Source organism: Ureibacillus sp. FSL W7-1570 (assembly GCF_038593265.1).
Lineage (GTDB): Bacteria > Bacillota > Bacilli > Bacillales_A > Planococcaceae > Ureibacillus > Ureibacillus suwonensis.
Genome location: NZ_CP151979.1, coordinates 1,688,290 through 1,711,773 on the forward strand (window position 1 = coordinate 1,688,290; position 23,484 = coordinate 1,711,773).

The 23,484-nt window shown below is 43.0% G+C and carries 24 protein-coding genes and 1 riboswitch; of the genes, 6 read left to right on the forward strand and 18 right to left on the reverse strand.

All coding sequences use genetic code 11. The features are described 5' to 3' along the window. Window positions 1–184: 184 nt before the first annotated feature. Window positions 185–1,105 carry a cysteine synthase A gene (cysK, locus tag NST13_RS08460; protein ID WP_342468557.1) on the forward strand — a complete coding sequence of 307 codons (921 nt, stop codon included), beginning with the start codon at window positions 185–187 and terminating at the stop codon, window positions 1,103–1,105. Window positions 1,106–1,116: 11 nt separating this feature from the next. On the opposite strand, the gene NST13_RS08465 is transcribed toward cysK, so the two are convergent. The 9 genes from NST13_RS08465 to mutY all read right to left on the reverse strand — a co-directional run bounded on the left by NST13_RS08465 (window position 1,117) and on the right by mutY (window position 11,048). Beyond that, window positions 1,117–2,013, reverse strand: coding sequence for an ABC transporter permease (locus tag NST13_RS08465; protein WP_342468556.1), 897 nt, complete (start codon window positions 2,011–2,013; stop codon window positions 1,117–1,119). A gap of 14 nt (window positions 2,014–2,027) precedes the next feature. Further along, window positions 2,028–3,032, reverse strand: a complete 1,005-nt coding sequence (locus NST13_RS08470; RefSeq protein ID WP_342580390.1) for an ABC transporter permease — start codon at window positions 3,030–3,032, stop codon at window positions 2,028–2,030. Window positions 3,033–3,104: 72 nt separating this feature from the next. After that, on the reverse strand, window positions 3,105–4,694 hold the full coding sequence (locus tag NST13_RS08475) for an ABC transporter substrate-binding protein (RefSeq protein ID WP_342468554.1): 1,590 nt from the start codon (window positions 4,692–4,694) through the stop codon (window positions 3,105–3,107). A 33-nt stretch (window positions 4,695–4,727) separates the two neighbouring features. Beyond that, on the reverse strand, window positions 4,728–5,705 hold the full coding sequence (locus NST13_RS08480; protein ID WP_342580391.1) for a dipeptide ABC transporter ATP-binding protein: 978 nt from the start codon (window positions 5,703–5,705) through the stop codon (window positions 4,728–4,730). Beyond that, window positions 5,680–6,696: an ABC transporter ATP-binding protein gene (locus NST13_RS08485; protein WP_342468552.1), complete on the reverse strand. Its 1,017-nt coding sequence runs from the start codon at window positions 6,694–6,696 to the stop codon at window positions 5,680–5,682. The genes NST13_RS08480 and NST13_RS08485 overlap by 26 nt, the downstream gene beginning before the upstream one ends. A gap of 441 nt (window positions 6,697–7,137) precedes the next feature. After that, window positions 7,138–8,883, reverse strand: coding sequence for an ABC transporter ATP-binding protein (locus NST13_RS08490; protein ID WP_342580392.1), 1,746 nt, complete (start codon window positions 8,881–8,883; stop codon window positions 7,138–7,140). Between the two features lie 127 nt (window positions 8,884–9,010). Further along, window positions 9,011–9,559: a DUF402 domain-containing protein gene (locus NST13_RS08495; RefSeq protein ID WP_342468550.1), complete on the reverse strand. Its 549-nt coding sequence runs from the start codon at window positions 9,557–9,559 to the stop codon at window positions 9,011–9,013. Between the two features lie 228 nt (window positions 9,560–9,787). Further along, the gene (locus tag NST13_RS08500; RefSeq protein ID WP_342468549.1) at window positions 9,788–9,922 is read right to left on the reverse strand and encodes a hypothetical protein; all 135 of its coding nucleotides are present in this window, start codon (window positions 9,920–9,922) and stop codon (window positions 9,788–9,790) included. Window positions 9,923–9,968: 46 nt separating this feature from the next. After that, window positions 9,969–11,048, reverse strand: a complete 1,080-nt coding sequence (mutY, locus tag NST13_RS08505) for an A/G-specific adenine glycosylase (protein WP_342580393.1) — start codon at window positions 11,046–11,048, stop codon at window positions 9,969–9,971. A 124-nt stretch (window positions 11,049–11,172) separates the two neighbouring features. On the opposite strand from mutY, the gene NST13_RS08510 reads away from it, so the two are divergent. After that, window positions 11,173–12,159, forward strand: a complete 987-nt coding sequence (locus NST13_RS08510; protein ID WP_342580394.1) for a metal-dependent hydrolase — start codon at window positions 11,173–11,175, stop codon at window positions 12,157–12,159. Between the two features lie 80 nt (window positions 12,160–12,239). On the opposite strand, the gene NST13_RS08515 is transcribed toward NST13_RS08510, so the two are convergent. The 3 genes from NST13_RS08515 to recX are packed head-to-tail and all read right to left on the reverse strand — an operon-like array spanning window position 12,240 to window position 13,628. Then, window positions 12,240–12,503 (reverse strand): YfhJ family protein, encoded by a 264-nt coding sequence (locus tag NST13_RS08515; protein WP_342580395.1) that lies wholly within the window; start codon window positions 12,501–12,503, stop codon window positions 12,240–12,242. Between the two features lies 1 nt (window position 12,504). Next, window positions 12,505–12,831, reverse strand: a complete 327-nt coding sequence (locus NST13_RS08520) for a YfhH family protein (RefSeq protein ID WP_342468545.1) — start codon at window positions 12,829–12,831, stop codon at window positions 12,505–12,507. Beyond that, window positions 12,828–13,628, reverse strand: a complete 801-nt coding sequence (recX, locus tag NST13_RS08525; RefSeq protein WP_342468544.1) for a recombination regulator RecX — start codon at window positions 13,626–13,628, stop codon at window positions 12,828–12,830. The genes NST13_RS08520 and recX overlap by 4 nt, the downstream gene beginning before the upstream one ends. 160 nt (window positions 13,629–13,788) lie before the next feature. On the opposite strand from recX, the gene NST13_RS08530 reads away from it, so the two are divergent. Then, complete coding sequence (locus tag NST13_RS08530; protein WP_342471248.1) at window positions 13,789–14,559, forward strand: polysaccharide deacetylase family protein; 771 nt, start codon at window positions 13,789–13,791, stop codon at window positions 14,557–14,559. 70 nt (window positions 14,560–14,629) lie between these two features. Here the strand turns inward: NST13_RS08530 and NST13_RS08535 are convergent, their stop codons facing one another. The 4 genes from NST13_RS08535 to ribE (NST13_RS08550) form a co-directional block, all read right to left on the reverse strand. After that, entirely contained in the window at window positions 14,630–14,950 is a 321-nt protein-coding gene (locus NST13_RS08535) for a hypothetical protein (protein ID WP_342580396.1), read from the reverse strand. A gap of 96 nt (window positions 14,951–15,046) precedes the next feature. After that, window positions 15,047–15,514: a 6,7-dimethyl-8-ribityllumazine synthase gene (ribE, locus tag NST13_RS08540; RefSeq protein ID WP_342468543.1), complete on the reverse strand. Its 468-nt coding sequence runs from the start codon at window positions 15,512–15,514 to the stop codon at window positions 15,047–15,049. A gap of 41 nt (window positions 15,515–15,555) precedes the next feature. After that, window positions 15,556–16,743 (reverse strand): bifunctional 3,4-dihydroxy-2-butanone-4-phosphate synthase/GTP cyclohydrolase II, encoded by a 1,188-nt coding sequence (locus tag NST13_RS08545; RefSeq protein ID WP_342468542.1) that lies wholly within the window; start codon window positions 16,741–16,743, stop codon window positions 15,556–15,558. Between the two features lie 14 nt (window positions 16,744–16,757). Then, the gene (gene ribE / locus NST13_RS08550) at window positions 16,758–17,402 is read right to left on the reverse strand and encodes a riboflavin synthase (protein ID WP_342468541.1); all 645 of its coding nucleotides are present in this window, start codon (window positions 17,400–17,402) and stop codon (window positions 16,758–16,760) included. A gap of 227 nt (window positions 17,403–17,629) precedes the next feature. Next, window positions 17,630–17,764, reverse strand: a riboswitch (FMN riboswitch). A 145-nt stretch (window positions 17,765–17,909) separates the two neighbouring features. Between ribE (NST13_RS08550) and rlmD the strand changes: the two genes are divergently transcribed. The 3 genes from rlmD to NST13_RS08565 all read left to right on the forward strand — a co-directional run bounded on the left by rlmD (window position 17,910) and on the right by NST13_RS08565 (window position 21,342). Continuing rightward, window positions 17,910–19,295, forward strand: a complete 1,386-nt coding sequence (rlmD, locus tag NST13_RS08555) for a 23S rRNA (uracil(1939)-C(5))-methyltransferase RlmD (RefSeq protein ID WP_342468540.1) — start codon at window positions 17,910–17,912, stop codon at window positions 19,293–19,295. Window positions 19,296–19,476: 181 nt separating this feature from the next. Further along, window positions 19,477–20,580: a glycosyltransferase family 2 protein gene (locus NST13_RS08560; protein ID WP_342468539.1), complete on the forward strand. Its 1,104-nt coding sequence runs from the start codon at window positions 19,477–19,479 to the stop codon at window positions 20,578–20,580. Window positions 20,581–20,655: 75 nt separating this feature from the next. Then, the gene (locus NST13_RS08565; protein ID WP_342468538.1) at window positions 20,656–21,342 is read left to right on the forward strand and encodes a DapH/DapD/GlmU-related protein; all 687 of its coding nucleotides are present in this window, start codon (window positions 20,656–20,658) and stop codon (window positions 21,340–21,342) included. A 64-nt stretch (window positions 21,343–21,406) separates the two neighbouring features. On the opposite strand, the gene NST13_RS08570 is transcribed toward NST13_RS08565, so the two are convergent. Together NST13_RS08570 and NST13_RS08575 are read right to left on the reverse strand one after the other, a co-directional pair. Then, on the reverse strand, window positions 21,407–22,363 hold the full coding sequence (locus tag NST13_RS08570; RefSeq protein WP_342580397.1) for a Gfo/Idh/MocA family oxidoreductase: 957 nt from the start codon (window positions 22,361–22,363) through the stop codon (window positions 21,407–21,409). After that, window positions 22,360–23,466, reverse strand: a complete 1,107-nt coding sequence (locus NST13_RS08575) for a DegT/DnrJ/EryC1/StrS family aminotransferase (protein WP_342468536.1) — start codon at window positions 23,464–23,466, stop codon at window positions 22,360–22,362. The genes NST13_RS08570 and NST13_RS08575 overlap by 4 nt, the downstream gene beginning before the upstream one ends. Window positions 23,467–23,484 lie beyond the last annotated feature (18 nt).

Genomic DNA, 23,484 nt, shown 5'->3' on the forward strand with positions numbered 1-23,484 from the left:
GTTGCACATCCGGTATTCGGCAATACCTATTAACTCCGGACTTGCAAACCTGACTTGCTGAAATGAAGTGATGAAAACAAAAAATTGCGGGCGCTTATCCAAGACTCCTATAAACCGGATGCTTGGGGAAGCTGCCCGCCTTCGTTTAAATGAACAATGAAAACACTTTGAAAGGAAGTTTATCATGAAATTATATCATTCTGTTGCAGAACTTATAGGCAATACACCCATCGTGAAATTAAATAGATTGCCTTCTCCTGAAGGGGCAAACGTATATATGAAGCTGGAATCCTTCAATCCCGGGGGAAGCGTGAAAGACCGCGCTGCCCACAACATGATTCTCCGCGCGGAACAGGAAGGAAAATTAATTCCCGGGAAAAGTACCGTCATTGAACCGACATCCGGGAATACCGGCATCGGCCTTGCCATGGTATGTGCTGTAAAAGGCTACCGATGCATCATTACAATGCCTGATAACGCAACGAAAGAACGTATTCAACTGATGCGGGCTTATGGCGCGGAAGTGCATTTGACACCGAGTCGGTTGCGGATGCAAGGGGCCATCGATGAAGCTTATCGGATCGCGGAAAAGATCCCCGATTCCTTTATACCTTTGCAATTTGAAAACGAAGCCAATTCAGATGCCCACAGAAATACAACCGCTGTTGAAATCTTGAAGGCATTTGGCGACAAATTGGATGCTTTCGTCTTAACCGCGGGAACAGGTGGCACGATTACAGGTACAGGGGAAGAGCTGAAAAAGGTGTTGCCGGATTTGAAAATTTATGTCGTCGAACCGGCCGGATCCCCGGTGCTTGCAGGCGGCCAGCCAGGACCACATAAAATCCCCGGGACAGGCCCAGGGTTCATTCCAAAAATATTAAACACTGACATTTACGATAAAATACTTCATATTAAAGATGAAGATGCCCAAAACACCGCAAGACGCCTCGCCCGTGAAGAAGGCATCCTGGTAGGTGCATCCGGTGCAAGCTCCGCCTACTTTGCCATCCAAATCGCCAAAGACTTGCCGAAAACGGCCAATGTGTTGTGTCTTGCACCTGATACTGGTGAACGGTATTTGTCTACGGATTTGTTTGAATAAACATCCAAACCTTAGTTTTTCATTTTCGGATCGAGGGCATCCCTCAATCCGTCACCCATCAAGTTAAAGCCGAGCACGGTCAACATGATGGCAAGTCCAGGGAAAATCATTGTCCAAGGTGCATTCATCAAATAAATCCTCGCATCGGCAAGCATTTTCCCCCACTCCGGTTGCGGTGGTTCCGCTCCTAAGCCCAGGAAGCTGAGGGCCGCCGCTTCAATAATTGCAGTCGCAATCGCTAATGTACCTTGAACGATGACCGGTGCAAAAGAGTTGGGCAGCACATGCCGAAGCAATATTCTGGAATCCTTCATTCCAATGGCTTTGGCTGCTGTAATATACTCCTCTTCTTTTACACTCAACACTTTGGAACGGATCAATCTCCCAAAGTTTGGCACATTGACGATTGCAATTGCAATTAATGCATTTTGCAATGAACTTCCCAAAATGGAAACAATCGCGATTGCAAGCAGGATGCTTGGGAATGCAAGCAAAATATCAAAGAATCTTGAAATGATCGTATCCACCCAACGGCCATAATAACCGGCTATGATTCCAAGGAAACTTCCCAGAATCGCGGATAAAACAACCGCACCGAAACCGACCGTCAAAGAAATTTGCGCCCCCCATACAACCCGCGAAAAGATGTCCCTTCCAAATTCATCTGTTCCGAACCAAAATTCACTTGAAGGAGGTACTAAATGCGTACTTGGATCTCCCAATTTTTGCTCGTTGATCCCTTCAGGCGCAATTACGGGAGCAAAAAGGGCAACCAGTATGAACAATAAAACGATGATGGTTCCCGCTACAGCCGATTTGCTTCGCAGAAAAGTGCGCAAAGCTTCTTTCCAAGGAGACGACACTTTATCCTCAATTACTTCCATTTGTTTTGTTGCTACTTCTGCCATTATTTTCCCTCCTTCTAGCTGTACTTGATCCGCTTATCGATGACTGAATATAGGATATCGACAATGAAGTTAATCATGACGAATAAGAATGCCACCACCAAAATGCCCGATTGAATGACCGGATAGTCCCTGAATCCAATGGCTTCATAAATGTAGCGACCAATTCCCGGCCAGCTGAAGATTGTCTCCGTCAGGATCGCTCCTCCTAAAAGCAAACCTGTTTGCAAACCGATGACTGTTAAAATTGGAATAATTGCATTTTTTAAAGCATGCTTATAAACGACAACAAACATTTTCTGCCCCTTTGCCCGGGCAGTGCGTATATAGTCTGAACGCATCACTTCAAGCATGGAAGAACGGGTCATACGCGCAATAATCGCCATCGGAATTGTGGCAAGGGCCAATCCCGGCAGGAACAGATGCTTGACGACTGTTCCGAATTGGTCAAATCTGCCTTGAATCAATGTATCAATCAAATAAAAATGGGTAATCGCCGTGATGGGATCACGCACTTCTTCCCGTCCGGAAGTCGGAAACCATCCTAAATTGATACTGAACATCCATTGTTCCAGCAAACCAAGCCAAAACACCGGAATGGATACACCGATCAACGCAAGAACCATCGCTAAATAGTCAAACCAGGTATTTTGGAACCAGGCTGAAATAATGCCCGCATTCATTCCAATGACAACGGCGATAAACATCGCAAAAAATGCCAACTCAAAAGTTGCGGCAAGATAAGGCCATATTTCGGAAGAGATTGGCTGGTTTGTTCGGAGGGATACTCCTAAATCGCCTGTAAGCAATCCTTTCAAATAATCGAAATACTGAACATACCACGGGTTATTCAGCCCCAAACTTTCTCTCAATGCTTCGACTGTTTCTTTGTTTGCCTGTTGTCCTAAAATCACTTGGGCCGGATCCCCAGGGATTGCACGAATAATCAAAAATACGATGAAGGTCATTCCTAAAAGCACAGGGATTAGCTGCAATAATCTTCGCCCTATGTAATGAAGCATCTTCTTCCCCCCTCTACGAATGGTATAAATGCTTGGCACTCATACTAACTCGCATGAGTGCCTCGCTTGAAATTATTTCATTTCCACTTTAGATAGTACTTCTGAACCTGTTGGATGAGGTTTATAATTTGTTACACCTTTCTTCGCGGCAAGCAGCGGAGTTGAGTGTGCAAGTGGTACCCAAGGCGCATCTTCTTTGATTAACTCTTGCGCTTTTTTGTATAATTCATTGCGTTTTTCTTCGTCCACTTCAGATTGGGCTTGTACAAGCAATTTGTGGACTTCTTCGTTGGAATAGTAAGTATAGTTGTTGCTTCCGATTGTGTCTTTATCAAGCAATGTGTATAAGAAGTTGTCCGCATCTCCGTTGTCGCCTGTCCAACCTAACAAGAAGGCGTCAAATTCACCATTATTCGCCATTTCCAAGTAAGTAGCCCATTCCGCTGTTTTGATTTCAGATGGAATACCTACATCTTGCAAGTTTTTCTGAATGGCTTCCGCAACTTTTCGGCCATCCGGCATATATGGACGTGGAACCGGCATTGCCCAAAGTTCAATTGGTGTGCCATCATATCCGGCTTGAGCAAGAAGTTCTTTTGCTTTTTCCGGATTGTATTCGTAATCTTGGATTTCGTCGTTATAACCGCTGATGGATGACGGCATAGGGTTTACAGCCACTTCGGCTCTTCCTAAGAAGAATGCATCGACAATCGCTTTTTTATCAATCGCATGGTTCACAGCCTGACGAACCAATTTATTGTCAAATGGCGGACGCGTCACTGTCAGACCTAAGTAACCGACGTTCATGGACGGACGTTCAATCAATTGTAAATCTCCATTGGATTCAACAGATTTTGCATCAGATGGGTTGATGCCATCCGCCAAGTCGATATCTCCGGCAACTAATGCATTTAAGCGCGCCGAGTTGTCAGGAATCGCGCGGAAAATCACTTTATCCAATTTTGGCAATCCTTCTTGCCAATAATCCGCGAATTTTTCAAGGGTAATGGAATCATTGCGTTTCCACTCAACAAATTTGAACGGACCTGTACCTACCGGATTATCCCCAAAACTTTCACCATATTTTTCCAACGCAGCCGGCGAAGCGATACCAAACGGGAACATCGCCAAGTTTTTCAAGAATGGTGCTTGCGGTCTTGATAATTTGAATACCACTGTATGGTCATCTTCGGCGATTACTTCGCTGATGATATCTTCGCCTTCAGCTTTGAACATGGAATGGTAGTAGTAGAACTTTTCGGATGCGCCGGCTTTCCAACGCTCGAAGTTCTTCACTACCGCTTCCGCATTGAAATCTGTTCCATCATGGAATTTTACGCCTTCGCGCAATTTAAACGTATAAGTCAAACCATCATCGCTTACTTCCCAACTTTCAGCAAGCCCCGGTTGAATGGTTGTATCTTGCTCACCGAAATTTACCAATGTTTCGAATAAGTTGATTGTTACTTTTGCAGATTCCCCGTCAGTCACGATGGCTGGGTCAAGAGATACTGAATCTCCGCCGCGGCCAAACACTAATACTTGAGGAACATTTGACTTTTGATCCCCTTCGTCGTTGCCTGCCTGATCGTCATTTCCGCCACAGGCAGCCAGAACAAGCAGCAATAAAAGCAATGCTGCAGGCCAAAGTTTTTTCAACATAAAACCCCTCCTATTTTTTGATGTTCATTTATGTCATTGCTGCGCTTCATCAAAAAGATGGCACGCAACAGAATGACCCGGTTTCACTTCTTTCAATTCCGGAACGATTGTTTTGCATGCTTCCGTGGCAAAAGGACATCGCGGATGGAATAAACAACCGTTTTTCGGTACAGATTCGGAAATATCCCCTTTGATCAAGACTTCCTCTTTTTTATATGTAGGGTCAGGAACTGGAACGGAAGAAAGCAGCACTTTCGTATATGGATGCAACGGTTCCTCATAGAGGGAATCGCAATCCGCCAATTCCACCAATCTTCCCAAATACATGACTCCAACCCGATCGCTGATGTGCCGTACAACCCCCAAATCATGGGCAATGAAGATGTATGTCAGTTTCAAATCTTCCTGCAGCCGCTGCATCAGATTGAGGACTTGCGCCTGAATCGATACGTCCAATGCCGATACCGGTTCATCCGCTATGATCAATTTGGGATTGGTCATCAACGCCCTTGCGATGCCGATGCGCTGTCTTTGACCTCCGCTGAATTGATGGGGATATCTTTTCGCGTGGTAAGTATTTAAACCGACAATTTGGAGAAACTCTTTCACCATTTCTTTTCTTTCTTTTGAATTTCCAATTCCATGGACAATCAATGGTTCCTCCAGGATTTTTTCGACCGTATGCCTCGGATTCAATGAAGCGTACGGATCTTGAAACACCATTTGCAAATCCCTTCTGGCTTTCCGCATTTCACTTTTTGACAAGGATGTCAGTTCAATCCCGTTAAAATAAATTTTTCCATCAGTCGGTTCAAGCAAGCGCATAATCATTCTTCCGGTAGTGGACTTTCCGCAGCCTGATTCCCCAACGATTCCGAGCGTCTCTCCTTCAAACACTTCAAAAGAAACGCCATCAACGGCCTTTACCACTTCTGTTGTTTTGGAAAACGCTTTTTTGTGTTTCGGAAAATGTTTTTTTAATTGTTCAACTTTTAACAGTGTGTTCTTCAAGAACAGTCCCCTCCTCTTTCTCCAATAAGAAACATCTTGCCTTATGACCTGCTGAAACTTCATATATCGGAGGATTTTCATTGAAGCACCGATCCGTTGCAAATTCACATCTTGGGGCAAATCTGCATCCGGTTTTGATGGAACCAGGCTTTGGAACGGAACCCGGGATCGAATATAATGTTTCCTTCTTCACCCGCATATCCGGCACGGATTGAATAAGTCCTTTTGTATATGGATGGCTTGGATTTTTAAAGATTTCCATCACCGATGCTTCTTCCACGATTTGCCCGCTGTACATGACAACCACCCTTTCGCAGATTTCCGCCACGACACCTAAATCATGGGTGATCAGAAGAACAGCGGAATTGAATTTTTTATTCAAATCTTGCATCAGTTTCATAATTTGCGCTTGAATCGTTACATCCAATGCGGTTGTCGGTTCATCGGCAATCAGTAATTTCGGATTGCAAGACAAAGCCATCGCAATCATCACCCTCTGTCTCATACCGCCGGATAATTGATGGGGATATTCCTTCATCAATTCTTCCGCGCGGGGAAGTCCGACAAGTTTCATCATTTCGATGGCATGGCTTTCGGCTTTCTTTTTGCCCCAATCCCGATGATGGATCCGAATCGCCTCAACCAATTGGTTCCCAATTGTGAACAAAGGGTTCAAAGAAGTCATCGGCTCCTGGAAAATCATCGCGATATCCTTTCCGCGAATCTTCCGCATCTCCTTTTCCGGAAGCTTCGTCAAATCCCTGCCTTCCAGCAATATTTCACCTGATGTTATTTTTCCGGGAGGGTTTGGAACCAGCCCCATGATCGATAAAGAGGTAACGCTCTTCCCGCAACCGGATTCACCTACAATTGCCAATATTTCGCCTTCATAGACTTTAAAATCTATATGATCAACCGCGGGAACTTTTCCGTCATTTGTAAAAAATGTTGTTTCCAAATCCTTCACTTCTAGCAGCACTTTTCTCTCCATGTATTCACCTCATCTATTTATCGGATTCATATGCAAGAATCTGCCGATTTCGTTTTAGAAATTAGAATTTTCTGAAATAATATTTTAAAAAACAGTAAAACGTGGGAAGCGATTCTATTGATTTATTGATTTTTCTAACCTTCAAATACAATGAATAGATTCATAGATTTTCAAAAAATAATATATAGTAATAAACAAATGGAAGATATGAGAAAAAATTCTCTAAACTAAAAATTTTTCCATTTTACTAAATATTTTATACATTTCTTTCTAACCTAGCAATATCTGTTTTTAATACAGAAAATTTTGAATTATTCATTTTATAGAATCTTTAGAAAGTTTTATTTTAACATTAAATATATGGAAAAGATAGAAAAAATAAAAATTTTTGGAACATAACAATAAAAGAGCCAGGCAATTTTTTGCACCTGGCTCCTCTTTTTAATCCAAATTTTGAATTTGAAATAGGTCGTGATATATTCCTTTTTTCGCCATCAAAGACTCATGATTGCCTTCTTCTGCCACTTCACCATGGTCAATGACAAAAATTTTATCGGCATGAGTAATGGTCGATAGGCGATGGGCAATGATGATGGTTGTTCGGTCACTCGCCAAACGTTCCAACGATTCCTGGATCAACGCTTCGCTTTCCAAATCGAGGGCGGAGGTTGCTTCATCCAGCACCAAGATTGGAGGATTTTTCAAAAACACCCTTGCGATGGCGATACGCTGTTTCTGGCCGCCTGACAGCTTGACTCCCCGCTCTCCCACTTTGGTGTCATATCCATTCGGCAGCGACATGATAAAGTCATGGGCATTCGCCGCTTTTGCCGCCGCAATGACTTCTTCATCCGTCGCATCCGGTTTTCCCATTAAAATGTTTTGCTTCACGGAATCGCTGAATAAAATATTGTCCTGCAACACAATGCCGATCTGCGAACGGAGGGTCTTGATGTCCACCTCCCGCACATCTTTGCCATCAATTTTTACAGAACCGGATGTTACATCATAAAAGCGCGGTATGAGGCTGACTATCGTCGATTTCCCTCCACCGCTCATTCCGACAAATGCGGCGGTTTCCCCAGGCTGGATGGTAAAGTTGATGCTTTTTAATACCGGTTGCCCCTCTTCTTCGTATTTGAATTGGACGTTCTGGAATTCCACTTTCCCTGTAACCGGCGGCAATGGAAGAGCATTCGGTTTATTTTGGACATCGTACTCTTCATCCATCAAACTGAACATCCTGTCCATTGAAGCGATGGATTGGGTAAGGGTCGTTGAAGAGTTCATCAATCTTCTTAACGGTGAATAAAGCCTCTCGATATATCCCATAAATGCCGCCATTTCACCGACGGATAATTGCCCCTGAATGATCAGGTAGGAAGCAAAGCCGATGACCAACAGAGGGGCGATATCCGTAATCGTGTTGACTACCGCGAAGGATTTTGCATTCCATCTTGTATGGTCCAGAGATTTGTCCAAAAACTCGCCATTTTCCTTGTCAAAAATCTTTTGTTCGTGTTCCTCAAGAGCAAAGCTTTTTACAATGCTGATGCCGCTCACCCGTTCATGCAAATAGCTTTGCAAATTCGCCAGCGCCTGGGAACGGATTCTTGTCAACGCCCTCAGTCTTCCAAAGAAATACTTTACACTGATTGCGAATAACGGAAGGGAAATCACCGCAACGATCGTCAATTTCCAATCCATCGTCAGCATGATTCCTATGACGATCAAAATCGTTGTCATATCAAGCCATAAATTCATCAGCCCAATCATCACAAAGTTTTTCGTCGCTTCAACATCATTGATGAAGCGGGAAATGATATCCCCTGCCCGATGATTGGAATAAAATTTCAAACTCAACTTTTGCAAGTGCACATAAAGTTCTTTCCGAATGTCATACAGCACCTTATTGCTGACATGTTGGGCGAAATATTGCCGATAATATTCCACCGGTGGCCGGATGATGAAGAAGATGACGAGGGCTCCGCCAAGCCAATAAGTCAATTGCTTGATGCGTTCGGCATCCGTCAATTCAGTATTTAACAGAATATCATCGATGACAATTTTCGTTAAGAATGGAATGAACAACGGGATGCCAAATTTGATGACCCCTATGATCAGGGTCAAAATGATTTCCCAGTAGTAGGGCTTGACAAAACGCATATATCTTCGAATACTGTCCAAAAGCGATCACATCCTTACTGCTACACATGGAGTGTCAATTTTCCTTTTATTTTTCCAAGTTTGACATAACGAATTCTATTTTACCACAATAAAAAAGACGTCTCTTCCCACATGAGACGCCGAAAAGCTATTTATTATTGGATTGCATGTCTTTGTAAAATAAATACCGGTTTGTCCATACTTCTATAAAGTCCTGGGCAAAGGGACCTTTTTTCTGCTTCACCCAGCTCAGGAGTTTAGTGACATTGCGCTTTAATATTTTATCGATCACATCCGGATAGCCCATTTCCGCTTTATGTTGTTCATATTCATCTTCATCCAGCAATGTATAGGTCTTGTCAGGGAACACTTTGAGATCCAGGTCGTAATCGATATATTTGATCGCGTTATTGTCAAAGACAAAAGGGGAACTCATATTACAATAATAATAAACCCCGTCTTCCCGCAACATGCAGATGATATTGAACCAGTGTTCCGCATGAAAATAACATATGGAAGGCTCTCTTGTAAGCCAAGTTCGACCATCCGCTTCTGTAACAAGAGTTCTGTCATTTGCTCCGATAATAATATTTTTCGTTCCTTTTAATACCATCGTTTCGTGCCAAACCCGGTGGATGCTTCCATTATGTTTATAACTATGTATTTGTATGGTTTCTCCTTCTTTCGGTACCGTCATTTTTTAGCCCCACCTTTTCACTTTCCTATATACTCACGTCTATTATATCAATGTTTCTGAAAACTTGTAGGAAATAACACACTCTTTATATATTATATTGAGGAACGGCTCATTTTACTATTAAAATCAATAATTATTCTTGATGTGTTATCCATTGATAAGGAACTGGCGCAAAAAATAAAGGTATAGACAAAAATGTCTATACCAGTAGCACTCAATCGCTGTTTCTTATTTGTTGTTGTTTTTGTTTTGTTGTTGGTTTTGTGGTTTTTTGTTGTTTTGTTGGTCTTGACGAGTTTGTTCAAAATCCTGTTCTTGAGCAAACTCCTCTGCCTGGTTGTTTTTGTTGCGATTTTTTGCCATGAATGTTCACCTCCACGCTAGTTATTGTGGACAGGTGAACCCGGGATTATTCCGGGGAATGAAAAATATATTGATTCAGAATATTCACAATTTTTACCATTGGCACCGGAAGCGGCAAGCCTTCGATTTCCTTCAATGTGACATAATGCGCAAACTCCGGCAGTTCCCCGTTTTCTGTGATGTCCACCAAATGGCAACGCAAATTCCAGATTAAATGGGAGAAAATATGCTTCTGTTCGAAAAAATCTTCTTCGATGATATTTTTGATTTCCACATTGTATTTTAATTCAAATTGTTTTTTTGTATCTTCCGATGATTTGCCCTTCAGCATCATCGGAAACTGCCACATGTTTGCAAGGAGTCCTTCTTCCGGACGCTTTTCGAACAAGACTTTCCCATCATTGACTGCGATATACACATCATAAAATTCATGTTTTTCTTTTGTTTTCTTCGTCTTGATCGGCAACTGTTCCGCATCGCCTTCCATAAATCCCAGACAATATTCCCTCACCGGACAAAGCAGGCACTTTGGAGAAGATGGCGTACAAATCATCGCCCCCAAATCCATCAATGCCTGATTGAAATCCCCAGGGTATTCCGGATGGATCAATTGTTCCACCGCTTCTTCAAAGATTTTCCGGGTTTTTACAAGGGAAATGTCCTCTTTGATATGTAACACCCGGCTCAATACACGCATCACATTGCCGTCGACTGCATGTTCCGGGAGATTATAGGCAATGCTTAAAATGGCTCCGGCAGTATAAGGGCCGACGCCTTTTAATCGTTGCAGGTCATGGCGGTTGTTCGGCACCGTGCCGCCATATTTCTCAACCACTTCTTTTACACCGGCTTGCAGGTTGCGGGCTCTTGAATAATATCCAAGCCCCTCCCACATCTTGAGCAGCTCTTCTTCATCGGCGTTTGCCAGCGACTCGATTGTGGGATATTTATCGATAAACCGTTGATAATATGGAATGACCGTGTCCACACGGGTTTGTTGAAGCATCACTTCCGAAACCCAAATTTTATATGGATCGTTTGTTTGTCTCCAAGGCAAATCACGTTTTTCTTCATGAAACCATTCGACAAGACTTTGTCGAAATTGTTGCGAATATGGGTATTTCACTAGTTCCTCCTGACAGTTTTCGATTTTATTTTTAGTAATTAGGGTATAATATAATTATAAAGAAGTTGTATTTATTTTGCTTTTACAAATTCTGTAGTCCTCCGTTTTTAAGGAGATGATTTGGATGGATACTGGCACTCACCTCGTCATGGGCATTGCCCTCGGAGGGTTATCTTTGATTGATCCGGTTGTGGCAAATCATAGCGTGACTTTTGCAGCAGTTTTAACAGGAACAATTGTCGGTTCCCAAGCTCCTGATGTAGACACGATATTAAAACTCCGCAATAATGCGGTTTATATAAGACATCATCGAGGCATTACCCATTCTGTTCCTGCCGTCATTCTTTGGCCCATTGGAATTACCGCCATCGCATCGCTCATTTTCCAGGAAGCCAATGTGCTGCATCTTTGGTTATGGACGTTTCTCGCCGTTTTCTTGCATGTTTTTGTCGATATCTTCAATGCTTACGGCACGCAGGCACTAAGGCCATTCTCAAGGAAATGGGTGGCTCTCGGCGTCATCAACACCTTTGACCCATACATTTTTGGAATCCATTGTGTCGGGATCATTCTATGGGTTTTAAGGATGGACCCGGTTATGATATTTACCACTATGTATTTGGTCATCATTGGCTATTATATTTTAAGATACCTCGTTCAACAATCGGTAAAAAATGCCGTGCGCAAAACGATTCCGGATGCGGAGGTCATCATTGTCGCTCCGACCATGCGTTTCTTTATCTGGCGGGTCGCAGCCAAATCCCAAACCCATTATTATGTGGGACGGGCATTTGGACGGACAATCAATATTTACGATAAATTCAAAATCCGCCCTTTGCCTAAAACGCCTCTGGTCGAAAAGGCCTTGAGCGATCCAAATTTATCCGCCTTTTTATCTTTCTCCCCAATTTATCATTGGGACATTTCCGAACTGGAAAACGGGCTCACGGAAGTCAGATTGATCGATTTGAGATACCGAAGCAATGAACGCTATCCATTCGTAGCGGTCGCCCATTTGGATGAAGACTTGAACATCGTCACTTCCTATACCGGTTGGATTTTCAGCGAAGACAAGCTTCAACGGAAATTGCAAATCGGAGCGAGCGATTAGTTTCCGCCCAAGCGGCTGACCATATGATAATCGGCTTCAAGTGTAAAGGAGCAACCTCTTAGTAGGGGTGCTCCTTTTCATTACTCTTCATCCAATAAATGCGCATATTTCGGATTGCGGCCTGCAAATTCATGGATTTTATCGCCATAGCTTTCAATCCACTGGCGGATGATTCTTTCCGTAAATTCAGGCCCTTTATAGCGGCGGCCCGCCTTTGCATAGGTCGCCTCAAAATCCGACCATAATAATTCAATCCATGTGCGGGCTTTGTTTTCTGATAAAAATGGATTCACTTCCAATAATTCTTCAGTCAATCGCTCAAGCATCATCGTGCTTGCGTCCATGTTATTCCTCCTCTTTCAGTGGAATGAGCATGGAAATTGGCAATGCTTCTTCAAATTTTTCTCCATGTAGTCGGAAGCCCCATGCAAAGCGCCCTTTCAAATATTCCACTTTGAAATATTCCCCTGGTGCCCCTTCTATTCTATAAATTTCACCAGGTTTGATGAAGGATGGGTCCATCAAATAGGCTTGTGCCATCAGCGCTTTTCTTTCGTATACGGCAAATTCATTGACGATGCCCAATTGTTCGGCTTTTCTCGCCTTTTCCTTCAGATTCGCTATCTCTTGTCTTAATTCTTCAGGCGTCATTTGGGCATATGTTTTTTTCATCCATTCTCCCTCTTTTCATCGATAAATCGATCGATCATTTCTATTGGAAATCCTTTTTGATAAAGGGCTTGTTTCACTTTCAATTCCAGCTGTTTGCCCTCAAATTTCCGGACATATTTATTCCAAATTTTTTCACCTTGAACAGCAATCAATTCGTACCATTCATCATCATCTCGCTCCAGCTCGATTTGGTCAAGTATTTCATTCACGATTTCAAAGGAATAGCCTTTTCGAATCAATGTGTCTTGAATTTTTTGCTTGATTTGAGCGGGCGTTTTTTTCGGATTCATTTTCACCGTTTTTTCGGCGAGCTGCATGGCAAGCTGCAATTGCTCTTCATGGGTGTACGATTCCAAAGCTTTTTCCATCGTGTTTTTGTCGATGCCTTTTTTCTTTAAATCCTGCTTGATGGCCATTGGACCTTTTTTGGCGGTTTTTTTCTTCGTCTCAAGCAATGCCTTGGAATAGCTTTCATCATTGAGAAAACCCAATTTCTTCAGCTTCTGAATCGCCTCAAGCACGACCGATTCACCGAAGCCGGCATCGAGCAGTTTCTTTTTCACTTCAAATTCGCTGCGCATTTGATAACTCAAAAAATGGAGCGCGCGGTTAAAGGCTTTGGCAATTTCATCTTCATAGGCGATTTCATCCATCTCAAAAGGATCGAGTATTTTTCCTTTTGTTAAGCCAAACTTTATAAGGGTGGACTCGTCCACCGAAAAAGCATATTCATCATTCAAATAAATATTATATCGTTCCTGATTTTTTTGGCGGGTGATTTTTGTAATGACTTGCATGAAAACACTCCTTGATTTTTAGTATACACAAAATCACGTTTCGTTCATATATCCGGGGCATTGTAAAGCATGCCGGCATAATCGTTTTCTTTTTGCACAATCTAAAGCAAAAAGAAGAGGAGGCGGAAAGTTGAAAGGAATAAAGTTTGCATTCGCAATCATGTTGCTTTTTGGTTTGTTGATTCCGGCACCTCAAACGTTGGCGAAGGAATATCATTGGGGGTTTACAAAAGCCAAAGATGGAAACCCACCGGATGCAGGTGCTGAATTTGAGCGATTATTGAGGGAGTACGGGGCATTTTACCGGGGAAATCCGGAGAAAAAGGTAATTTATTTGACTTTCGATAACGGATTTGAGGCGGGTCATACGGAGCAAATTCTTGATACATTAAAAAAGGAAAAAGTAAAAGCAACTTTTTTCCTAACTGGGCATTATTTGACAAGCGCATCGGATATCGTAAAACGGATAGTAAAGGAAGGGCATACAATCGGCAACCATTCCGACAAACATCCGAATATGGCGAGATTGACCCGTGAAGGCATGTTGAAGGAATGGCAGAATTTCGATAAAAAATTAAAGGAAATCACAGGGATTGAACGGACTTATTACGTTCGTCCACCGGAAGGCGTTTTCAGCACCGAGCTGTTGGAGGTTGGCAATGAACATGGCTATACCCACATTTTCTGGTCCATCGCATTTCGCGATTGGGATACGGATCAAAAGAAAGGTGCAGAATATGCATATAATGAGCTGGTCAAACAGCTGCATCCCGGTGCCATTATTTTGATGCACACTGTCGCTGAACATAATGCGGATGCATTGCCGGATTTTATTAAAGAAGCGAAACGGCAAGGATATACTTTCGGAACTTTGGATGAGTTGGTGTTTGATTATTTGGTGGATGAAATGTTTTGGGGAGAAGCTTCTTGATTTGGCAGGTTGATATGCCGTTGGGAATCCATTGTTCAATGGGTTCCTTTTTTTATAAAGTTTTTTGGGGTTAGCTTTTTATTTTGCGCAGATGGCGGTTCTTTTTGCTTGGATGGCAACTTTTCTTGCTCGGATAATCCTCCCTCTCGCTCGGATGACTCTTCCTCTTGCTCGGATAACCCTCCCTCTTGCTCGGATAACTCCTCCTCTTGCTCGGATAACCCTCCCTCTTGCTCGGATAACTCCTCCTCTTGCTCGGATAACCCTCCCTCTTGCTCGGATAACCCTCCCTCTTGCTCGGATAACCCTCCCTCTTGCTCGGATAACTCCCCCTCTTGCTCGGATAACTCCCCCTCTTGCTCGGATAACCCTCCCTCTTGCTCGTTCTCAAATGTTTCCCTTCCCCCTCAGATATATCCACTTCTTGTGCGAATCCATTTCCCCAAAAATAAAAAAGATTCCCCGATTGAGGAATCTTACTTCATGATTATTTAAACATCTTTTTCAAATTCGCCATTTCGATGGCAGAAACTGCGGCATCATATCCTTTGTTGCCCGCTTTTGTTCCGGCCCGTTCAATGGCCTGTTCAATATTTTCCGTTGTCACAACACCGAAAATCACCGGCACATTCGTTTGCAAAGAAACTTGGGCGATGCCTTTTGCCGCCTCATTGCAGACATAGTCGTAATGGGTTGTGGATCCCCGGATGACCGTTCCCAAGCCGATGACCGCATCATACTCTCCCGTTTCAGCCATTTGTTTTGCGATAAACGGAATTTCAAAAGCGCCAGGCACCCATGCCACATCGATGTTTGCCTCATCCACCCCATGGCGTTTTAATCCATCCAAAGCTCCATCCAACAGTTTGGAAGTGATGAATTCATTGAATCGTCCCACCACGATTCCGATTTTTAATCCTGTTCCGACTAAATTTGCTTCAAATACTTTTCCCATTTTCCATTGCTCCCTCTTAAAATTGATTCAGAATGTCAAACTTAAATAAAATGATGCATTTTTTCCCTTTTTGTTTTTAAATAATAGGCATTGATTTGATTTGGTTGGATGATAATAGGCACCCGTTCAACCACTTTGATGCCGTATTTTTCGATGCCTTCGATCTTTTCCGGATTGTTCGTCATCAGGCGGATTTTTGTAATGCCCAAATCCTTCAGCATTTGCGCGCTTAATGCATAATCCCTCAATTCCGCCGGGAAACCGAGCTTCAAGTTCGCTTCCACCGTATCCAAACCTTGCTCCTGCAATGCGTATGCCTTTAGTTTATTAATCAATCCGATGCCGCGCCCTTCCTGTTGCATGTATAAAAGAACGCCTTTGCCTTCGTTTTCAATCATTTCCAAAGATTTTTCCAACTGTGGACCGCAATCGCAGCGTTTTGAATGAAAGACATCCCCCGTCAAACAAGCCGAATGGATGCGCACAAGCGGCGCTTCATCTTCACGGATGTTTCCTTTCACCAATGCCACATGCTCCAAGCCGTCAATTTCGTTCTCATAACCGATCATTTGGAAATCCCCATAAGTCGTTGGCATTTTGACAGAGGCCGCCCGTTTCACAACCTTTTCATTTCTAAAGCGATAGCGGACCAATTCTTCAATGGAAATAATTTTTAAATCATGGACTTCTGCGAACTTCAAGAGATCGTCAAGACGGGACATTCTGCCGTCATCCCCCATGATTTCGCAAATCACCCCTGCCGGAAAAGCGCCGGCAATGCGGGCCAAATCCACCGCAGCCTCTGTATGCCCTTGTCTTTCCAACACGCCGTTTTTCTTGGCGATGAGCGGGAAAACGTGGCCCGGTCTTCTGAAATCGGATTTTTCCGCATCCGCTTCGAGCATTTTTAAAATCGTTGTCGAGCGTTCGTAGGCGCTGATACCGGTAGTTGTACTCACATGGTCGATGCTTACTGTAAATGCCGTTTGGTGATTGTCGGTATTATGGGCGACCATCGCATGCAAATCCAGCTTTTCCGCCAATTCTTCCGTTATTGGGGTACAAATCAACCCGCGGCCGTATGTCGCCATAAAATTGATGACTTCCGGTGTGGCATGTTCCGCCAAAGCGACCAAATCCCCTTCATTTTCCCGGTTCTCATCATCCACCACGATGATGGTTTTCCCTTTTTTCAAGTCTTCTATTGCTTCTTCAATTGTATTTAACATATCAACCACCATCCTTAAAATCCGTTTTGAGTCAAAAATTCCAATGTAATGTTTGATTCTTCTTTAGTATTTATTCTCTTCAAATGATGCAACACATATTTTCCGAGCATATCCGTTTCTATATTCACCTGATCGCCGATTCCCTTCATTCCCAAAATCGTTTCTGCATACGTATGCGGAATGAGCGAAATGGTGATGGCCGTGTCACTGACTCCAAAAATGGTCAAACTTGTTCCATCGACGGTGATGGAACCTTTCGGAATGCATTGTTCCAGCAGCTCTTTTGGGATTTCGATTTCGTAATACACGGCATTGGATACCGGTTTCTTGCTGCGGATTGTTCCCACTCCATCCACATGTCCGGAAACGATATGCCCTCCAAAACGGCCGCCAGCTGCCATTGCCCTTTCCAAATTGACATAGTCTCCTTTTTTCAACTGATGAATCGTCGTCGCCTTCACCGTTTCCGGCATGACATCGACCGTCATCTCGTCCTTCGTTAAATGTGTCACCGTTAAACAAACGCCATTGACAGCAATACTATCTCCAAGAGACGCATCAGACACGATTTTTGGCGAGCGGATCACAATCTTCATACTTTTCTCGTCTTTTTCAATCCCAGTGACAATCCCTTTATCCTCAATAATTCCGGTAAACATGAAAATCCCCCTTTTCCAATATATACAAGTAAAAAACCCCGCTAAGTCGCCTTAACGGGGTTGGGAGAACGATGAAATTTTTAGGCAGCACAAAAAAGCCTTGAATCAGGCCCATTTTAAAAATACACCTAAATAAAAAACTCCCGCCAAATTGCGGGAGAACGGATTGCAAAAAAGTGAATACGAAAGTAAGCCATTAATCAGCGGACTAATGGACTTTCTCACAAACCATCCTTCTCCCATCCAGACTTTCACTGTCGGCTTTGGATTCGCACCAAATCCTGCTCGAAAAGAGCTCGCGGGCTTAGAAGCAATGCTTCATCACCGCCGGCTGGGAATTTCACCCGACCCCGAAGGATATGAAAGAATATTCAGTTTATATTTTATATAACAATAACATTTATTCTGAAGAAAATCCATACATATGGCTAACTTATTCTTATGAAATTTTACCTTCCCTTATTCGGTTGCTATAATATTTGAAGATGAAATAAAGGACGTGAAAGTATGTCTGATAAAGTAAAAATCGAAATCGGTCAAAAATTCCCTTTAACAATAAAAAGGCTTGGCATTAATGGAGAAGGGGTCGGTTTTTTTAAGCGGAATGTCATTTTTGTGAAAGGCGCCCTTCCCGGTGAAGTCATCACAGCAAAAGTATCGAAAATCCATCCCAATTATGCCGAGGCGGAAATTGTGCGAATAAGAGAATCTTCAAAACATCGTGTCAATCCGCCTTGCGCGGTCTACGAACAATGCGGCGGCTGCCAATTGCAGCATTTGTCTTATGAAGGACAACTGAAAGAAAAGCGCGACATTGTGATTCAATCGCTGGAAAAATTCGTTCCGCATATTGTAGGGAAAGTGGAGATAAGACCTGCAATAGGGATGGAGAATCCTTGGCATTATCGAAACAAGAGCGCTTTTCAAGTCCGTAAAATCGGACATGAAGTGAAGGCCGGGCTATTTATTGAAGGAACAAACAAACTTTTAAATCTTGATGACTGCCTTGTGCAGCATCCTGCCACAACAAAGATCACGGTCGGCATCCGGAATCTTTTGGAACAACTCGGCATCCCGATCTATGATGGAAAATCAAAAGGAATCATTCGCACCATCGTTGTCCGGACAGGCATTCAAACCGGAGAAACGCAAGTCTGCCTCGTCACAACAAAAAAAGATATTCCTCGTAAAAAGGAATTAGTTCAAGGCATTAAAGAATTAGATTCCAGTATCGTTTCCATCACCCAAAATATCAATCCGGCCAAAACTTCCCTCATTTTTGGGGATGAGACGATTGTGCTTGACGGCAAGGAAACGATTCATGAACAATTGGGCGGGCTTTCTTTTGATTTGTCTTCCCGTGCGTTTTTTCAATTAAATCCTGAGCAAACAGTCGTATTATATGATGAAATCAAAAAAGCGGCACAACTCTCCGGCAACGAAACCGTGGTCGATGCTTACTGCGGCGTTGGAACGATTGGGCTGTGGCTGGCGAAAGACGCAAAAGAAGTGCGGGGAATGGATGTCGTTCCGGAATCCGTTGAAGATGCGAGAAAGAATGCCCGGAAACACGGATTTTCTCACGCGAAATTCTTCACCGGCACAGCGGAAGAATGGCTCAAGAAGTGGGCGAATGAAGGATTTGTTCCGGATGTTGTCACGGTCGATCCGCCGCGCACCGGCCTTGCGCCAAGTTTTATCAATACCGTATTAAACATTAAGCCAAAGCGGTTTGTCTATACCTCCTGCAATCCTTCCACTTTCGCCAGGGATTTAAAAGAACTGATAAAAATGTACAAAGTGGAGTATATCCAGCCCGTTGACATGTTCCCTCAAACAGCCAGGGTTGAAGTGGTCGCGAAATTAACATTAAAACACAAATGCCTGACTTGAGATCGGGGGCAGCCAGTGCCATTTACTATGCCAGAATCATCGTCCTGCGCCGCGCGCTCACACAAGGTGATTATCGTTTCATCGGTAATCACCTTTTTCTTTTATTAATCAACTGGCGGTTTCGAAATCTCTAATCGCCACATATATATATAAAATGTATTAATGCTTAAGGAGTGTAAGGATGCCGACGATCAGTCTTTGCATGATTGTGAAAAATGAAGAAGAGGTTCTGGCGAATTGTTTATCAAGCGTGGCAGGGATATGTGATGAAATCATCATTGTCGACACCGGATCGACTGACAATACAAAGGAAGTGGCGCGAAAATTTACGGATAAAATCTATGACTTCACCTGGATTGACGATTTCGCGGCAGCAAGGAACTATTCCTTCAGCCTGGCGACAAAAGATTATATTCTCTGGTTGGATGCGGATGACGTGATTCCCACGGAAGAACAGGAAAAATTCAAAGCATTGAAAAAAACGCTCACTGACGATATCGATGCTGTTTCCATGAACTATATCGTTCAAACCGACAATCACGGAAACCCGACCTTCCATTATCGGAGAAACCGGCTTGTGAAACGCAGCAAAGGATTCAAATGGATCGGACCTGTCCATGAATATCTCGAGGTTTACGGAAATATATTGGAAGCGGACGTTTCCATTCTTCATAACAAAAAAAAGAAGAAGAAAGCGGATTCTCAGTCTATCGGCAGAAATCTGAGAATTTATGAAAACCGGATCAAAAAAGGGGAAGAATTTTCGCCAAGGGACTTATTTTATTATGCCAACGAGCTCAAAGACCATAAACAATATAAAAAGGCGATTACCTATTACCGGGAATTTTTGGATGGCAAAAAGGGCTGGATAGAAGATAATATCCGGGCTTGCATCTATATGGCCGACTGCTATGCCCAGCTCGGGGAGCAGGATAACGAACTTACATCACTGCTAAAAACCTTTGCCTATGATGAACCGAGATCAGAAGCTTGTTGCCGTATCGGTGATATCTTCAAATCAAAGAATAATTTCAAAACCGCCGTATTTTGGTATGAATTGGCAATAAAAATGAAAGATAAAAAAACAGGCGGTTTCCATCAAGCCGCTTATTCGACCTGGTATCCGCACCTTGCTCTTTGCGTCTCTTACTGGCAATTGGGAAATGTCGAAGAGTCCATCAAACATCATGAATTGACAAAACAATATATCCCCAACGATCCAAAAGTTTTATTTAATGAGGAATTTTTTAAAAACTACAAGAACAGCAAAAACGCCAATCAATAGCGGAACCGCATGATCAAGCCGGCCATTTGGAATACCGGTACTGTTTTATGAATACAGAAACGAAAGGATGACAAAGTGGGGCAATCCCAACTCCCTGAAAGTGTGAAACTTGGGCAACATGTGGTAATAGAGGAAGGGGTCAAAATCGGGGAAAACGTAACGATCGGCCACCATACAGTAATCCTGAAAGGCACGGTGATCGGTGATAATGTCATCATCGGCTCCAATTGTGTTTTGGGAGTCAAAAAAAGCGGAAACCAAAAAATGAGGGCTTCCGATGTCAAACAGCCGAATTTAATCATCGGAGAAAATACAAAAATCGGCAACAACGTGACAATTTATGCCGGTTCCGAAATTGCCGATCATGTTTTTGTTGCGGATCACGCCAGCATCCGCGAAAACTCGACGATCGGCAGCCAAACGGTCATCGGCAGAGGGGCGATCGTCGAGTTGAATACGTCTATCGGAAAAAGATGCACCGTTCAAACCCTGGCTTATATCACCGGAGATACCATTTTGGAAGATGATGTATTTATCGGTCCGTGCGTGTCCATGTCCAATGACAAATACATGGGGAAACAGCCGTATCAACTGAAGGGAGCCCATATAAAAAAGGGGGCGAAAATCGGCAATAACGCCACCCTTCTCCCAAATATCACAATTGGCGAAAATGCCATTGTCGGCGCTGGATCCGTAGTGACAAAGGATGTTCCGGCCAACGTGACGGTTGTTGGCGTCCCTGCGAAAAAAATAACCAAATAAGTGAGCTGACTGCAAAAAATGTATAACTCTTTTACCAACCCGCAAAGAGTTATACATTTCTTTTTTACTTTGAATCTATTAAACATTGTTTTATTTTCAATGCAACTTCTACGGCCGCCCTTCCTTCATCCACGCCGACAAGCGGCTCCGAATCCGAATCAATGCAGTCAACAAAATGGCGAAGTTCTTCCAACAGAGGATCGGAATATGGAAGAGTAATATTGGCAATGACATTTTCTGTTCCGACCAGAAAAGTCAAATGATGATCATTCAATTCTTTCATGATCAATTGCTGCTGCCTCATCAAATAATTGGTTTTAATCACTTTTTCCTTTTCATAAACAATAAATTCCCTCACCTTTTCATGGGAAATATTGCTGGCCATCAAATTGGCCACAATTCCGTTTTCAAACAGCAGCAATGCGGAAACCGTGTCAAATTTATCGGAATCACGCAATCGGATTCCTTCCGCTGATACGCGTTTGATCGGACTTTTGATAAGACTCAAAATAATGTCGATATCATGAATCATGACATCCAATACAACATCCGTATCTTTTATACGATCAGAATAAGCAAGTCTTTTTGCGTCAATATTGATAATTTGATCCGGTTGAATATATTCGTGGATTCTTTGGATGGCCGGATTGAACCGTTCAATGTGGCCCACTTGGAATTTCAGTCTTTTATTTTTCAACAACTTTTTTATTTTATCGGCTTCTTCCAACGTCATTGTCATCGGCTTTTCAACAAAAACATGTTTGTTTTTCATAACCGCTTCCGCCACCAACGAAAAATGGAATGTCGTGGGTGCCGCTATAATGACCGCATCAATATTTTTCAGCAATTCGGAATACGAATCAAAGGCTTTGACATGGAACGATTTACTGATTTGAGCTGCTCTTTGGAAATCTTTATCATAAACTCCGATAAAATTTACATTTTTCATTTGGATCAATTTGGAACAATGCAAAAAGCCCATTTTCCCGGTACCTGCGACACCGACACGGATTCCGCTCATGGTGAAACACCTGCGAAATCTTTCATAGTTTTAATGATATATTCCTGTTCCGAGACTGTTAACGTAGGATTGATTGGCAGTGCCAAAATATGTTTTGCCGCATTTTCCGCAACAGGAAAATCACCCTGCCGGTATTGGAGATAATCGAAAGCTTTTTGAAGATGCAATGGGACCGGATAGTAGATTCCTGTTGCAATCCCTTTTTCCTTAAGAAAACCGATAAGCTGTTCCCTATCATCCACTTCAATGCAATATTGATGATACGTATGGGTTCGATCCGTATATTGCGGCGGTTTTTTCTTCATATTCGGAAGCTCCTGGGTATATGTGTTGGCCACAATGATTCTCTTAAATAGAAACATATCCAACAATTTAAGTTTTTCGATCAAAATGGCGGCCTGGATTTCGTCGAGCCGGCTATTCATCCCGATAAAATCATGGATATATCTCTCTTCACTGCCATGATTTCGCAATTGGCAAATTTTCTTATAAAGATCCGGATCGTTTGTGACAACCAATCCGCCATCTCCAAATGCGCCCAAATTTTTTGTCGGGAAGAAGGAGAAACATCCGATATCGCCGATGCCGCCTACCCGTTTTCCTTTATATTCTGTTCCAATCGCTTGGCACGCATCCTCAATCACTTTTAATTGATGCGCCGAAGCAATCTCCATTATTTTATCCATTTCCGCCGCCATGCCGAACAGATGGACAACGATAATCGCTTTCGTTTTATCCGTGATCGCTTTTTCGATTTTATTGACATCGATGTTGTAGGTGTCCGGCTCGATATCGACAAATACAGGTTTAGCTCCAACCTTCGCAATGACTTCCGCCGTGGCAAAAAAAGTGAATGGCGTAGTGATCACTTCATCGCCTTCTCCAATGCCCAATGCCGCAAGGGCGAGAAGCAATGCATCCGTTCCGTTGGCAACGCCTGCCGCATACTTGACACCCAAGTAATTGGCAATCTCCTTTTCAAATTGCTCCACTTTGTTTCCCAGAATATATGAACCGCTTTGCAGCACTTCGATGACAGCTTTTTCAATATTTTTTCCATATAACCCATACTCTTTTTTCAAGTCGATCAAGGGAATATTCAACTTAATCCCTCCTTATCC

Bases quoted from the DNA above. Each gene is read 5' to 3' on its own strand.
- cysK (WP_342468557.1), top strand. From the start codon at position 185: ATGAAATTATATCATTCTGTTGCAGAACTTATAGGCAATACACCCATC.
- NST13_RS08465 (WP_342468556.1), bottom strand. From the start codon at position 2,013: ATGGCAGAAGTAGCAACAAAACAAATGGAAGTAATTGAGGATAAAGTG.
- NST13_RS08470 (WP_342580390.1), bottom strand. From the start codon at position 3,032: ATGCTTCATTACATAGGGCGAAGATTATTGCAGCTAATCCCTGTGCTT.
- NST13_RS08475 (WP_342468554.1), bottom strand. From the start codon at position 4,694: ATGTTGAAAAAACTTTGGCCTGCAGCATTGCTTTTATTGCTGCTTGTT.
- NST13_RS08485 (WP_342468552.1), bottom strand. From the start codon at position 6,696: ATGGAGAGAAAAGTGCTGCTAGAAGTGAAGGATTTGGAAACAACATTT.
- NST13_RS08495 (WP_342468550.1), bottom strand. From the start codon at position 9,559: ATGACGGTACCGAAAGAAGGAGAAACCATACAAATACATAGTTATAAA.
- NST13_RS08500 (WP_342468549.1), bottom strand. From the start codon at position 9,922: ATGGCAAAAAATCGCAACAAAAACAACCAGGCAGAGGAGTTTGCTCAA.
- NST13_RS08510 (WP_342580394.1), top strand. From the start codon at position 11,173: ATGGATACTGGCACTCACCTCGTCATGGGCATTGCCCTCGGAGGGTTA.
- NST13_RS08515 (WP_342580395.1), bottom strand. From the start codon at position 12,503: ATGGACGCAAGCACGATGATGCTTGAGCGATTGACTGAAGAATTATTG.
- NST13_RS08520 (WP_342468545.1), bottom strand. From the start codon at position 12,831: ATGAAAAAAACATATGCCCAAATGACGCCTGAAGAATTAAGACAAGAG.
- recX (WP_342468544.1), bottom strand. From the start codon at position 13,628: ATGCAAGTCATTACAAAAATCACCCGCCAAAAAAATCAGGAACGATAT.
- NST13_RS08530 (WP_342471248.1), top strand. From the start codon at position 13,789: ATGTTGCTTTTTGGTTTGTTGATTCCGGCACCTCAAACGTTGGCGAAG.
- ribE (WP_342468543.1), bottom strand. From the start codon at position 15,514: ATGGGAAAAGTATTTGAAGCAAATTTAGTCGGAACAGGATTAAAAATC.
- NST13_RS08545 (WP_342468542.1), bottom strand. From the start codon at position 16,743: ATGTTAAATACAATTGAAGAAGCAATAGAAGACTTGAAAAAAGGGAAA.
- ribE (WP_342468541.1), bottom strand. From the start codon at position 17,402: ATGTTTACCGGAATTATTGAGGATAAAGGGATTGTCACTGGGATTGAA.
- rlmD (WP_342468540.1), top strand. From the start codon at position 17,910: ATGTCTGATAAAGTAAAAATCGAAATCGGTCAAAAATTCCCTTTAACA.
- NST13_RS08560 (WP_342468539.1), top strand. From the start codon at position 19,477: ATGCCGACGATCAGTCTTTGCATGATTGTGAAAAATGAAGAAGAGGTT.
- NST13_RS08570 (WP_342580397.1), bottom strand. From the start codon at position 22,363: ATGAGCGGAATCCGTGTCGGTGTCGCAGGTACCGGGAAAATGGGCTTT.